Source organism: Myxococcus sp. CA039A, from assembly GCF_013336645.1.
Lineage (GTDB): Bacteria > Myxococcota > Myxococcia > Myxococcales > Myxococcaceae > Myxococcus > Myxococcus llanfairpwllgwyngyllgogerychwyrndrobwllllantysiliogogogochensis.
This window is the reverse complement of sequence record NZ_JABUMQ010000326.1, coordinates 1-12,680: the sequence shown is the minus strand read 5'-3', so window position 1 is coordinate 12,680 and position 12,680 is coordinate 1. Positions and strand designations below refer to the sequence as shown.

The following is a 12,680-nucleotide window of genomic DNA, read 5'->3' as shown; positions in this document are numbered from 1 at the left end:
TGACGAAGGTGCAACAGGCTGGGGCTCCACGTCTTCTTGAGAGGTGCCTGGCATGTCCCGCGTCTCGTCCCCGCTGTCTCCCGCCTCGTCCTTGCCCATCGAACGGGAGTCCGCGGCTGCTTCCCTCGACTCCGCTCCAGTCCGCGGCACGCTGTCTCCGACGAAGAGTCCGTCGGCCAGCACGCTGGAGGTCTTTCAGGGCCCGTCCGGAACGGTTGGAGCCTTCTCCGTGCCCGGGCCTCGCTGCGGGCCCAGGATGGGGGAGTCGAATGGCTTCGACTTCGCGGTGGGCGGCTCCTTTCCTCCTCGCCCCACGGGCAACGTGCGGGAGCAGATGAAGCAGGGGGCCTTCACGCTCGCCCAGTCGGAGGCCGCCACCGCGAGCCTGCTGATGAAGGGCGGCAGCGTCGTGGACGCCTATGCACGGGGGCACCTGCGGCTCCTGGAGCCCAGCCCTCCCATCCAGGGCGCGCCCACGTCCCTGACGGACTACACCAGCGCGCTTCCGGGAGTCCCTCCCGAGGTGGCCTGGGGCTACTTCGTGCGCAATCCCGGGCCGGTGTTCGAGTCCGCCGGCATCCGCATCCAGCCATCCACCGTCGCGCTGACGGATGGGGCGAAGGTGTTCCTGGAAGAGAAGGGGCCTCCTCCTGTCTGGGCCCCGGTTTCGTTCCGGTTGGAGGCGGAGACGAACACCGTGCACATCACCACCCTGGACGGGCACCCTCTGCGGGGGACGAACCGCTTCGTCTTCGAGGACGACGGGGAGGGTGGAACGCGACTGCGCCAGTACTCGGCCTTCCAGGGCAGCTCACCCGCGACGGCGGTGGGCCTCATGCTGATGGACCCCATCGAACGGCAGCATGACATCTGGCGCGGCGTACATTCGCATCTGCATGACACGCTCGTCTCACGCTGACATAGAACCGAGGGTTGGAGGTGACGCGGATGGTGCTGAGGACGACGCCGCCGGGACATGATGTGATCCTCTACGACGGGCATTGCCGCATCTGCAGCGGCGCGGCCCGCGAGTTCCAGAAGCTGCTGGGAGGGCGGGGGACGCAGCTGCGCTCGTTCCGGGACGAGGGCGTGCTGGTGGGCTTCCCGGGCATCAGCGCGGAGCGGTGCGAGAACGCCATGCAGCTCGTCCAGGCGGATGGGCGGGTGCTGGAAGGCGCGGAGGCCATCGTCCGGGCGCTGGGCAGGCACCCCCTGGGCCGCCTGCTGTACGTCTACTACGTCCCTGGCCTCCGCCAGCTGGTTGACGTCTTCTACCGGGCCTTCGCCCGCTACCGGTTCAAGATTGCCGGGCGGACCTGTTCGGACGGTGGTTGCGAGGTCCACTTCAAATAGACAGAGGCCGGCGGGTAGCATGGGGCCAACCCCGCTGCCCCTGGATTGTTCGTGCAAGCTCATCCGCCGCCGTACCTCCAGGCCGCTCGCGCCTTTCGCCACTTCTTCAGCGAGCTGCGGGATGTCTACCTGGAGCGAGAAACGCTCTTCACGCAGCTCGAGCTGGCGCTGCTGAGCCGGGAGCATGTGCTCGTCGTAGGGCCACCCGGGACGGCCAAGAGCGCCATCGCCAGCGCGGTGCTGGGGCGCATCTTCGACGAGCACACCGGCCTGCCCTCGCTGTTCTCCAAGCAGCTCGCCGAGTCCACCGTGCAGACGGACCTGCTGGGTCCGGTGGACTTCAAGGTGCTGACGGAGACGGGGCGCACGGAGTACCTCACCGACGAGGGCATGCTGGGCTCGCAGCACGCGTTCCTGGATGAAATCTTCGACGGCCGGGACATGCTGTTGCGCTCCATCCTCAACGTGCTCTTCGAACGGGAACTCAAGCACGGTCGGCGGGTGACGGCGGGACGCACCGAGTGCGTCATCATGACGAGCAACCGGTATCTCTCCGAGGTGCTGGCGCGCTCGCCGGAGCTGTTGCTCGCCTTCGCTGACCGGCTGAGCTTCATCAGCTTCGTGCCCAAGTCCTTCGCCCGGAAGGAGAGCCGGGCCGCCATGCTGCAGCGCTTCGCGCAGGGCGCGCGCGCGGACCTGCGGGCTCCTCTTTCGCTGCAGCAGATGGACCTGCTGCAGGACGCCGTTTCGCGGGTGAAGGTGCCCAGTGACGTGCTGGAGGGCGTGGAGTTGCTGGCGGATGCCCTGGAGCGGGCCCTGACGGCCCAGGTTTCCAAGCTGCCCGACTATGTGCCCACGAAGTACTTCTCCCAGCGCTCGGCGGTGAAGGCCCTGTGGGCACTCAAGGCGGCGGTGGTGCGGGACCAGATCTACCGGCGGCCGGAGCGACCGCTGGAGGCGTCCGTGGAGGACCTGGACGCGCTGCGCTGGTTCTTCCTGCTGGGCGGTCCCCCCTCGACGGAGACGGAGGCGCTGCTCAAGTCGGTGGTGGACCCCCGTGAGCGGGCGCAGCTCGAAATTGTCCGGTTGGAGCAGCGCACGTTCGACGAGGTCATCGCGAAGGTGCGGCAGGAGCTGGGCGGGGGCCTGGAACGCGAGGCCCAGGTGCTGGGCTCGGCGGAGGAGGCCTCGGCCGTGGAGGCCCTCTCACGCAACTGGCAGCCTTCCATGGCGTCCACCTCCGCGCGGGGCCTTTTGACGAAGCTCGTCCCAGGGCCGCGTCATGCGCAGAACCGCGCTCCGTTGCTGGTGTCCGCCCGGGCGCTGGTCGCGGCGATGGACCAGCGGCTCGCGCGCGGCATGGCGGGGCAGGGAGAGGGTCGGGGAGGGCTGGCCCTGCTGTCCTCATTCCAGGACGTGCTGGGGCTGTGCCGCGTCATCCCCGAGCTCAAGGTCGGCCTGTCCCCCCTGAGTGAGTCCACGGCCCGATTCCTCGAGGGGGCCCTGGAGATGATTGCCCTGACCGCGGAGAGCGCGGACTTCGAGGAGGGCCTCAAGCTGGAGGGGCTGGTGGGGCTGGCGGACAACCTGGAAGAGGAGCTGTCCAGGTCGGCGGACCTGGTGGGCATCCTGGCGGAAGGTGCTCCGGTGGCGGTGGAGCGGCTGCGCCAGTCGGAGGCCGCCGCGCGAAAGCGGGTGGTGGGGGCGTTGCGGCGCCGGGCGACCGTTGCCTTCCAGGGCGCATCCGCACGCGGACGCAAGGAGCCGCTGGAGACGCTGGCCGCGGACTCGCGCCGACTGTCACAGCTGGAGCAGTCGCTGGTCGCGCTGGACCCGACACAGCGAAGCTTCAAGGAGGAGCTGCTGCTGCCCCTGGGCCTCGCCTATGCGCGCGAGGTGCTGGCCTCCACGCCGTTCGAGCGCATCGAACAATACGGGCGCGCGGTGCAGGCCGTGGCGGAGAACCTGCGGCGCGAGGGACTGCCCGTCGACGTGGTGATGGGGGAGTGCCAGAGCATCCTCGACGGTCGGCTGCGCGAGCACGCTCGACTCCTCACTCGCGAGGTGCCGAGCCCGCCTCCGCCGGCCGCCTCCGTCCTCAACGGCGACGCGTACGTCTTCTACCGGGGCGATTTCTCCGCCAAGGCCCCGGACGGCGAGTTGGCGGCGTTGTTGGGCCTGGACGGACAGCTCGCGTTCACCCGAGGGGGGTCAGCGTCGGCCTTCTTCTCGGAGAACGCCCGCGCGGCGGTGGCCCAGGCGGAGCTCACGTTCATCCAGACGCGCGTCAAGTACCTGCGCAGCTGGCTGACCCAGCTGCTCACCTCGCTGCCCTCGCCGGAGGCCCTGACGGAGCGGCCCGAGGTGGAGCGCACGGTGGACCGACTGGTTCGCAGCCGCTTCCCCCTGCTGGCCTTGAAGGAAGGGGAGCTGGTGCGCCTCAAGGGGGTGCTGTCGCTGCTCGCGGCCATTCCAGGCGAAGTGGGCGAGAGCGCGCAGCGACTGGAGGCGCAGCTCCGGGGCATCGACGAGGACTTCGGGCGGTACAGCCGTCAGGTGCTGGAGCGGCGGTCCGCCGCATGAGCACGCCCGAGTCGCATAGGGCGCGGAGGGACGGCTGAGCATGCTCTCCCGGCGGCTCACGGACCTGCGACGGCGCCTGGACATGTTCCGTCAGCCCGCGCCCCCGGTAGGGGGCATGCGCCGGTGGACGTTCGGGCGCAAGGTGACGGGGCCGGGCGACCTCGCCCTTCCCGTGCTCGCGGTGCTGGACCGGGAACTCGACAAGGTGGGCATCCACACCTCGGCGGACGCGCAGTTGCTGCGTGAGCTGGGGGCCCGTCGAGGGCTCGCGGGGGCGTTGTCCCAGGGGCTTCAGGCCCGGGCCGGGCAGGCACTTCAAGAGCTCGAGGCGTGTGTGGAGCGCGTGGAGCGCGCCTGGCGGGCGGGAGTGATGCCGCCGGGAACCCTCACGGTGCTCGACAGGGCCTTTGTCCAGCTCGCGAGGGCCGTGAAGGTGGCCGACCTCTTCGCCCGTCCGCCCACCGAGGACGTCGACGACGACGAGGGTTTCATCGCCTTCGAGCGTCCCGCCTCCCCGCGGAGGCAGCGCGCGCCCAGCAGCTCGCGGATGGCCGTGGCCGAGTATTTCGCCCTGCGCGCCCGGGAGAACGTCGTCGATGTCGTGCAGAAGCGCAGGGACCTGGACCTGGCCCACGAGATGTTGCTGCGCCTGGGTGCGGACCACGACCGGGAGCGCGGCCTGCCCCTGCGCCGCGAGGTGGCCGAGGCCCGGGAGCGCACTCGCGCGGTGCCGGCCGTGCGCTCCCTGGAGGAACTCCTGCGGCACGTGCGGCACGCGGCCCGGCATGACCCCCAGGCAGCCTACCGTTCGCTGCGCGGCCTCTACGAGCGGGCGGTGGAGGCGGGAGACCTGGAGCTGGCGGCGGCGGCTCGCGCGGCCCTGGAGCCCCTGTTGCCCTCACGCTCCCAGTTGACGGCCCTGGTGGAGCGCGCCGAGCGGGACGCGCTGGCCCACTGGTTCGGCGAGTCTCCCCCGGAGGAGAAGCCCGAGGTGGCCGCTCCACGTCCGGACGAGCTGTTGGCGGACCTGGCCTTCTCGCTGCGGCCCGAGCAGCTCGCCACCTTCGAGCTGGCGGCGGGGTGTGCCCGTTACTTCGACGTCGAGGACGCGCTCTCCGAGGAAATCGTCCTGGCGGAGACCCAGGTGGCGAGGCCCGTGCCCCGGCGCGTTCCCTATCCCACCCAGACGATGACCTTCGAGGTGACGGGCGGCCTGCACGAGGTGAATAACTTCGTCCTGACAGACCCGAGGATGTTGCTGCGGGACCTCGCGGCCAACCGGCAGCTCGTGCGTGCGTACCTGGAGGAAGCGCCGCCTCCCCAGTCGAAGAAGGTGAAGCGCACCGCCGTGCGCGTCTATGTCTGCGACGCCTCCGGCTCCATGCATGGCGCCCGGGCCCGCTTCCGTGACGCCCTCATCATCGCGGAGCTGAACAACCTGCGCGTCAAGGCGCGCCGTGGGGAGACGTTCGACCCGCTCTACTTCAGCTTCTTCAACGACGTGCCCACCGAGCTGGCCCGCGTGGACACCGCCGCCGAGGCCACCCGGCAGATAGAGCGACTCTTCCGGGACTCGCCCGCCGAGGGGCAGACCGACATCTCGCTCGCGCTGATGTCGGCCTTCGACTCCATCCGCGCCGCGCAGGGCAGGGACCCGTACCTCGCCCGGGCCACCGTCGTCCTCGTCACCGATGGCGAGGACCGCGTGGACCTGGAACTCATCCGCCGGACCCGCGCGCCCATGGGCTCGCTCGACATCGCGCTGAGCTTCATCTCCCTGGGCGAGGAGAACCCGGACCTCCGCTCACTGGTTCGCGAGCAGCGCGCCTCCGGCATCCGCGCCTTCTACCACCACCTCTCCGACGAGGAGATTCAGTGGGCCCGTACCGAGTTCGATACGCCCTGGCGCACGCTGCTGCCTCGGGACGTGCCCGCCACGCCCGATTCGCTGGAGCAGCTCGCGCCTCACCTGGAGGCTCTGGAGCGCGTCGCCGGTGGGCGGAGCACCTCGGCCACCGTCGCCGTGGAGGCTTCGTTCGAGGCCCTCTTCCCAGAGTCACCGCCGCGCCCCGAGGGCGGACAGGTACCCGGCTCCGACGTCGTGGGCCGCGTGGTGGACATCCTCGGCGCGCTGGTGGAAGCCGCCTCGCTGGCTCCGGCGGACAAGCGCGCAACGGAGAGCGTGGTGCTCCTCCAGCACCTGTTGGCGGTGTATGGGCTGACCCCTGCGCGGTACCTCGCCGCCCTGTCCGTGGGTGGACCGTCGGTGACGGATGCGCTCGCGCGGGTGCGGCTGTTGTGCCGGCCCTTCGGGTAGTCTCCGGCCCACGCCATGTTCTTCGGCCTCTGGAAACGGAAGAAGGAGCCCGCCCGCCCGGCGGACCCGCTCGTCGCCTTCGACGAGCTGCTCGAGAACCTGGACCGGCAGGCCGCCGAGCTGCGCAAGTCCGCAGCCACGCTGCTCGCCCTGAAGGGGGACCTTGCTCGCGCCGTGGAGCGCTACTCCCGCCGCCTGGAGGACCTGGCCTCGCGCCATGCCACCGCCGCGTCGCGAGGGGACTCGAAGGCCGTGGGGGTGCTCGCGAGAGACTCCACCCAAGCCGAGGCCCTGCTGGCCACTACCCGGGAGTCGCTGGAGCGCGCGGACTCGGATGGAAAGCTGCTGCTGGAAGCCGCCGCGGAGCTGGGGGACCGGGTGGAGGAGCTGCGCCGCGAGCGGGAGAGCGCCTCCGCGCGCCTCACCCTGGGCGGCATCGTCACCGACGCGCTGAAGGAGCGTGTCGCCCGCTTCGAGCAAGCGTTGGTGGTGGATGCGGCGCGTGACGAGGTGGAGCGCGCGCACGCGCTGGCGGAGGTCTACCGGGAGGAGCGCCGGGAAAAGGCGGACTGAGCCAGCCGTCTCAGGTGCGGCGCGCCGTCTGGTGCAGCTCCAGGACGATGTTGCCGCCCTTGAAGAGGCGCACCGCGCCGGACGTCTGGCTCACCACCAGCGCGATGCAGGCCGTAGACGAAGTGATTCCCGCGGCGGCCGCGTGCCGGGCGCCCAGGCCGAGCGGAATCTTCACCATCTCGTCCTGCGCGGACAGGTAGCGTCCGGCGGCCAGCACCACGCCGTCCTCGCGGATGACGAAGGCTCCGTCCAGCACGGAGAAGTTCTTGATGGCCTCGCGAATCTTCGGGTCCAACACGTTCCGTTCGGCCTCGGAGAGGCCCTGGAACGGGTTGATGGTCATCTGCCGGCTCTTCTCCAGCACCGTCGTGTGGTCGCCGATGGTGATGATGGTGCCGATGGGATGACCCTCGAAGCCCTCCTGACCAATCTGGAGCGCCAACTGGATGAGCGCGTCCACCACCTGGGAGTTAAACTCCTCGCCCAATTTCACGCCTTCAATCGCGAGCCGATCATCCAGCGAACCACCAATCCGCATCTGCATCAGCGTGTCGGGAGCACGACCCACACGCCCCGTCATGCAGAGCACCAGGTCGCCTTCCTTGAACGCTCCCTGCGAGAGCGCGGAGACGAGGGCCACCTTCACCCGTTCGGTGCGCGAATAGTCGTAGGCGGGGATGACGAGCGCACGGACCTTCCGAAGCAGGTGCTCCTGTGCCAGCTTGTCCAGCGTCACCGCATACACGAGCTTCTTGCGAGCAGGCCGGCCCCGGAGTTCCTCGGGAGGGATGGGCGTGTCACAGATGTAGAGAAAATGATCCACATCGCTCTTGGCGGCCAGCGAGAGGGCCGAGCGCAGGAACTCCCGATCAAACTTCGTGTTCTCGCTCAACCGCCCTCCCGTTCACCCGCAGTCGTGACTGGGTCAGCTTGACACCGACGGCTCTCTGAATAAAGCTTTCGGGCCCGTTTTTTGGGGGACAGGGCCCAAAAACCCTCGCGCACTGGAGCGAAGGCTGTGAACCAGAAAGATCTCAAGCGTTACAAGAAGATGCTCGAGGACAGCAAGACGAGCCTGCTCGAGAGCGCCAAGAAGACCCTGGTGGAGGAGTCGAATTTCGACACGGACGACCTCCCCGATGAGATTGACCTGGCCTCTTCCGAGTACGCGCAGTCAATGGTGTTCCGACTGCGGGACCGAGAGAAGTTCTTGCTGCAGAAGATTGATCGGGCGCTGACCCGGATCGAAGACGGCACGTTCGGCGTCTGCGAGCGTTGTGAAGAGGACATCTCCCCCAAGCGGTTGGAGGCACGTCCGGTGACGACGCTCTGCATCCGCTGCAAGGAGGAGCAGGAGAAGAAAGAGAAGTCCTACGGCTGAGCGCCGTGGGAGCCCAGGGCCGCGCGGGAATCCCCCGTGCGGCCCGGGTGAGTCCGGGGAAGAACGGCGCCGCCTCAGGCGAGGGGCGCTTGGATCTCCACCCGGAGCAACTGCCGGCCGATGAGGTAGTGGTCGCCGTTGTCCACGAAGGTGGGGCCGGCCAGCCGCATGAAGGTGCCGTTCGACGAGCCGACATCACGCACGGTCAGCCGGTCCTGGCGGACCTGCAGCACCGCGTGACGCCCGGAGACGAAGCCGTCGGTGGGGAAGGTGAGGTCACCCTGCTCGCGTCCCAGCAGGTTGTCGCCCTCGCGAAGCGGATACGCCGCGCCCCGGAGTCCCCCCTCCAGCAATTGGATGAGCCGCAGGCGGTAGCCGGGATCTGGCGAGCCCCAGATCTGCGTTCCGCCCGGCCCCTGCGTCGCGGTGGGGATGGGCTCCAGCACCAGCCGCTGACGTCCCAGGCGCACTTCACCGCCAGGTGACAGCTCGCGCTCCTGGCGCAGCCGCACGAAGACGCCGTTGGCGCCGCCTACGTCTTCCACCGCCAGGCGCGAGCCGGAGAAGAAGAAGCGCATCTGGACGGGCATGATGAAGGGGTCGTCCGGGAGCGAGAGTTCCCCCTGCTGGCCGCAGGTGAGGGTGTCTCGCTGCATGCGGACGACGGACTCGGGGCCGCCGTCGGCCCGCACCACGCGGATGGAGACCTGGGGGCGGGAGGACAGGCTGGCCACGGCCATGACCATCGTTCCGGAGCGCAGCGGCGAGCCGCACGCTCGGCAGACGGTGGCGTCCCGGGGGTTTTCGGTATCACAGCGGGGGCAGTATTCCATCGCTTCCATGAGGGCTCCGCGTTTCTACCAGGGGTGACGCGAGGTTGCTCGTCTTGCGAGCGGCTTGCTCAGTACCCGAGCGACGTGGTGAACTCCGTGACCCACCCTTCGGGGAAGTTGACTTGCACTGCCCCTCCTGCGGCGCTGACGCCCAAGAATCCTCCCGTTTCTGCCCGGCCTGCGGTGCGACCCTCGTGCGCACGCCGGATGCTGACGACTACGTCGGCCTGACCATTGCCCAGAAATATCGGGTCGAGGCCCTCATTGGCGAGGGCGGCATGGGGCGGGTGTTCCGAGCCCGGCAGATTTCGCTCGACAAGGTCGTGGTGCTCAAGGTGCTCCGGCACACGTTGCTGTCGGACGAGCGCACCGTGGCGCGCTTCCAGCGCGAGGCCAAGGCCGCCAGCCGACTGAACCACCGCAACTCCATCAGCGTGCTGGACTTCGGCCAGGCCGAGGACGGGGCGCTCTTCATCGCCATGGAGTACGTGGCAGGGCAGGACCTGCACCAGATTCTCAGCCGCGAGTGGCCCCTGGGCGAGGGGCGCGTGGTGCGCATCGTGAGCCAGGTGCTCGGCGCGCTGTCGGACGCGCACGGCGCGGGCGTCATCCACCGGGACCTCAAGCCCGAGAACATCATGGTGGAGCAGCGGCGCAACGAGCCGGACTTCGTCAAGGTGCTCGACTTCGGCATCGCGAAGATCACCGACTCCACCGACGACGGACCGGCGCTCACGCGCGCGGGCTTCGTCTGCGGCACGCCCGAGTACATGTCGCCGGAGCAGGCGCGCGGCGCGACGTTGGACCACCGCTCCGATTTGTACGCGGTGGGTGTCATCCTCTACCAGCTCATGACGGGCCTGCTGCCGTTCGAGTCGGACTCGGCGGTGGGGTTCGCCACCAAGCACCTCACCGAGGAGCCGCCGCCCCCGACGCGGCGCCGGCCCGACGCGCGCATCTCCCCGGCGATGGAGCGGCTCATCCTGCGCACGCTCTCGAAGAGCCCGGATGACCGGCCCGCCAACGCGGAGGCCTTCCGCGCGGAGTTGATGGCGGTGGAGAAGGAGCGTCGTCGCTCGGAGGCGCCTCCTCGGCGGCCCCAGCCCTCGGCGGTGCTCGCGCCTCTGCCGCGCAAGTCGACGGGACGCAACGACGACAGTCGCGATGCCACGGCTCCAGGGTGGGGCAGCGAGGTGACGGTGGAAGCCACCGTCCGCGCGCTTCCGGACGTGCTCTCGCCGCTTCCCTCCAATGCCGACGCGATGCCCGCGACGCGGGAGAAGACGGACTCCATCATTCCCACCCAGCCCGGGGTGGGGGGCGGAGGGCTGGGCTTCTTCTTCAAGTCGCTCACCGTGCTGCTGGTGGTCGGCGCGGGCCTCTTCTTCGCGTACTACTTCTATTACTTGAACGGCGGGGGGAAGCCGGGCGTTGTCTCCCCCTTCTCGCTGCCTCGCAACGCGCCCGTTCCCGGGAACGTGGGGAGCACGGCGGGGGACTCCGAGCAGCCGCTCTACGAGCAGCAGATCCCCGCGGCGAACCGCAACCTGGAGGAATCCAGCCGCCATGCGCAGGCGGGAGATCAGGCGCTGGAGCGCGGCGACCTGGGGCTCGCCAAGTCGAAGTACAAGGACGCCTTCCAGAGCAACCCGGACCCGGAGCTGGCCCTCAAGCTGGGCGAGCTGTACTGGCAGCAGGATCAGCTCGACGAGGCCAGGGGCTGGTGGTCGCGGCATCTGCGCGAGGTGTCGAACTCGAAGGCCAGGCCTCTCATCGAGCAGCGCCTGGGGGGCACCGTGGCCCGCCCGTCGAGTCCGTAGCGAGGAGCCACTCGACTCCCTCGAGACGCTTGCTCTGGCTGGGTGTCTCTCCCTCGAGTACGCGGTGCTCGGTACCCCGGGCCGCTCGCGCGGGAGGACAGGCTGGGTGTCTCTCCCTTGAGTACGCGGTGCTCGGTACCCCGGGGCCACTCGCGCGGGAGGACAGGCTGGGTGTCTCTCCCTCGAGTACGCGGTGCTCGGTACCCCGGGACCACTCGCGCGGGAGGACAGGCAGCGTGTCGTCTCGGCGAACACGCGACGCGTGGCCCCCAAACGGGTGCTCGCAATGGCCGCGCGTCGTCTCAGCGAGCAGGTGATGCGCGGACCCAGAAGAGGTGCTCGCAATGGCCGCGCGTCGTCTCAGCGAACAGGTGACGCGCCCGCGCCCCGAGATGCTCACAGCGACCGCTCGCCGTCTCAGCGAACACACGAGGCGCGGTGCCCCACGAAGCGCGCAATGGCCCGAGGCGCGGTGCCCCTCGAAGCGCGCAATAGCCGAGCATCGTCTCAACGAACACGTGACGCGCGGTGCCCCACGAAGCGCGCAATGGCCGAGCATCGTCTCAACGAACACGTGACGCGCGGGTGCCCCGAGACGCTCGTAACGACAGCTCGCTGTCTCAGCGATCACATGATGCGCGGTGCTCCCGGAGGTGCTCGCAATGGCCGTGCGTCATCTCAACGAACACGTGACGCGTGGACACCATCAGTGCTCGCAAGGGCCGTGCGTTCTCTCGACGAGCACATGAATCGCGGTGCTCCCGGAGGTGCTCGCAATGGCCGCGCGTTGTCTCAGCGAGCACATGACGCGCGGTGCCCAGAGGTGCACGCAATGGCCGAGCGTCGTCTCAACGAACACGTGACGCGTGGACACCAGAGGTGCCCGCAATGGCTGTGCGCCGTCTCAGCGATCACATGATGCGCGGTGCTCCCGGAGGTGCTCGCAATGGCCGTGCTTCGTCTCAACGAACACGTGACGCGTGGACACCATCATTGCTCGCAATGGCCGTGCGCCGTCTCAACGAAGACGTGACGCGCGGACACCAGAGGTGCTCGCAATGGCCGCGCGTCGTCTCAGCGAGCACATGAGGCGCGGTACCCGAGCCGCTCGCGCTAACCGAGCGTTTCGACCTGGAGCACGTGCTGTCCCAGCCGGACCCGGTCTCCGGGACGCAGGGGGCGCTCCTCGCCCGCGGGGATGCGCACGTAGGTGCCCAGGCCGCCGGACAAGTCCCGCAGGAGCGCTCCGGTCGGCGTGGGGGACAGCTCGCAGTGGCGACCCGCGAGGCCCTCGTCGCCCGGGAAGCTCAGGTCGCAGTGCGCCTGTCCCAGCGTGAGCAGTGGGGCGGCTGTCACCACCGCGCGGCCTCCCCGGCCACCGAAGATGACCTCCTCCACGCCGTACACGGCCTGCCCGAGCGGCACGGGAGCGCCGTAGACGATGGGGCGACCGGCCACCGGCGCGGGCGTCTCCAGTCGGCCCGTGAAGCGGAACAACCGCTGACCCGCGCTGAAGTGGGTGCGCGCGGTGATGGCCTCCGTGCCCGCCACCGTGACGAACACACCGGAGGCGCTGGACTCGTCCCGCACGAAGAGCGCGCCGTCCTTCACCAGGAAGGTGGCGTGCAGCGGCGACACGAAGCCGTCATCCGGGAAGAGGATGGCGCCGCGCTGGCGGCCCACCACACAGCCCGTGACGGGAAGCTTGTAGCGCTGACCCCGCGTCGAACCCGCGATGACCGCCAGTCCGAAGCGCGAGGCCGCAGGAGCGGGGCGGGGGGCCGCGACCGGGGGCGCCGTGGCACCTGTCCGGCCAGGGA

At 69.4% G+C, this 12,680-nt stretch carries 10 protein-coding genes; 7 read left to right on the top strand and 3 right to left on the bottom strand.

Translation table 11 applies throughout. From position 1 onward, the window contains the following. Nucleotides 1–256 precede the first annotated feature (256 nt). Genes HR086_RS38030 through HR086_RS38010 form a run of 5 tightly spaced genes read left to right on the top strand, consistent with a single transcriptional unit; the run spans nucleotide 257 to nucleotide 6,826 of the window. Complete coding sequence (locus HR086_RS38030) at nucleotides 257–919, top strand: hypothetical protein (protein WP_254626622.1); 663 nt, start codon at nucleotides 257–259, stop codon at nucleotides 917–919. A gap of 29 nt (nucleotides 920–948) precedes the next feature. Continuing rightward, nucleotides 949–1,353, top strand: coding sequence for a thiol-disulfide oxidoreductase DCC family protein (locus HR086_RS38025; RefSeq protein WP_141648379.1), 405 nt, complete (start codon nucleotides 949–951; stop codon nucleotides 1,351–1,353). Between the two features lie 51 nt (nucleotides 1,354–1,404). Next, nucleotides 1,405–3,936, top strand: a complete 2,532-nt coding sequence (locus HR086_RS38020; RefSeq protein ID WP_174468077.1) for a MoxR family ATPase — start codon at nucleotides 1,405–1,407, stop codon at nucleotides 3,934–3,936. A 40-nt stretch (nucleotides 3,937–3,976) separates the two neighbouring features. Further along, the gene (locus HR086_RS38015) at nucleotides 3,977–6,253 is read left to right on the top strand and encodes a vWA domain-containing protein (protein WP_174468076.1); all 2,277 of its coding nucleotides are present in this window, start codon (nucleotides 3,977–3,979) and stop codon (nucleotides 6,251–6,253) included. Between the two features lie 15 nt (nucleotides 6,254–6,268). Further along, on the top strand, nucleotides 6,269–6,826 hold the full coding sequence (locus HR086_RS38010) for a hypothetical protein (RefSeq protein WP_174458614.1): 558 nt from the start codon (nucleotides 6,269–6,271) through the stop codon (nucleotides 6,824–6,826). A gap of 10 nt (nucleotides 6,827–6,836) precedes the next feature. Here HR086_RS38010 and HR086_RS38005 read toward each other — a convergent pair whose 3' ends face one another. Then, nucleotides 6,837–7,718, bottom strand: coding sequence for a diadenylate cyclase (locus tag HR086_RS38005; RefSeq protein WP_141648375.1), 882 nt, complete (start codon nucleotides 7,716–7,718; stop codon nucleotides 6,837–6,839). A 126-nt stretch (nucleotides 7,719–7,844) separates the two neighbouring features. Here HR086_RS38005 and HR086_RS38000 point away from each other — a divergent pair, with 126 nt between their 5' ends. Then, the gene (locus tag HR086_RS38000; RefSeq protein WP_141648374.1) at nucleotides 7,845–8,207 is read left to right on the top strand and encodes a TraR/DksA C4-type zinc finger protein; all 363 of its coding nucleotides are present in this window, start codon (nucleotides 7,845–7,847) and stop codon (nucleotides 8,205–8,207) included. A gap of 74 nt (nucleotides 8,208–8,281) precedes the next feature. Here the strand turns inward: HR086_RS38000 and HR086_RS37995 are convergent, their stop codons facing one another. Further along, nucleotides 8,282–9,049, bottom strand: a complete 768-nt coding sequence (locus HR086_RS37995) for an FHA domain-containing protein (RefSeq protein WP_174458615.1) — start codon at nucleotides 9,047–9,049, stop codon at nucleotides 8,282–8,284. Nucleotides 9,050–9,162: 113 nt separating this feature from the next. Here HR086_RS37995 and HR086_RS37990 point away from each other — a divergent pair, with 113 nt between their 5' ends. Next, nucleotides 9,163–10,860 carry a serine/threonine-protein kinase gene (locus HR086_RS37990; protein ID WP_141648373.1) on the top strand — a complete coding sequence of 566 codons (1,698 nt, stop codon included), beginning with the start codon at nucleotides 9,163–9,165 and terminating at the stop codon, nucleotides 10,858–10,860. A 1,113-nt stretch (nucleotides 10,861–11,973) separates the two neighbouring features. Here HR086_RS37990 and HR086_RS37985 read toward each other — a convergent pair. Continuing rightward, the coding region (locus HR086_RS37985) for an FHA domain-containing protein (protein ID WP_174468075.1) at nucleotides 11,974–12,680 on the bottom strand (707 nt) is incomplete at its 5' end.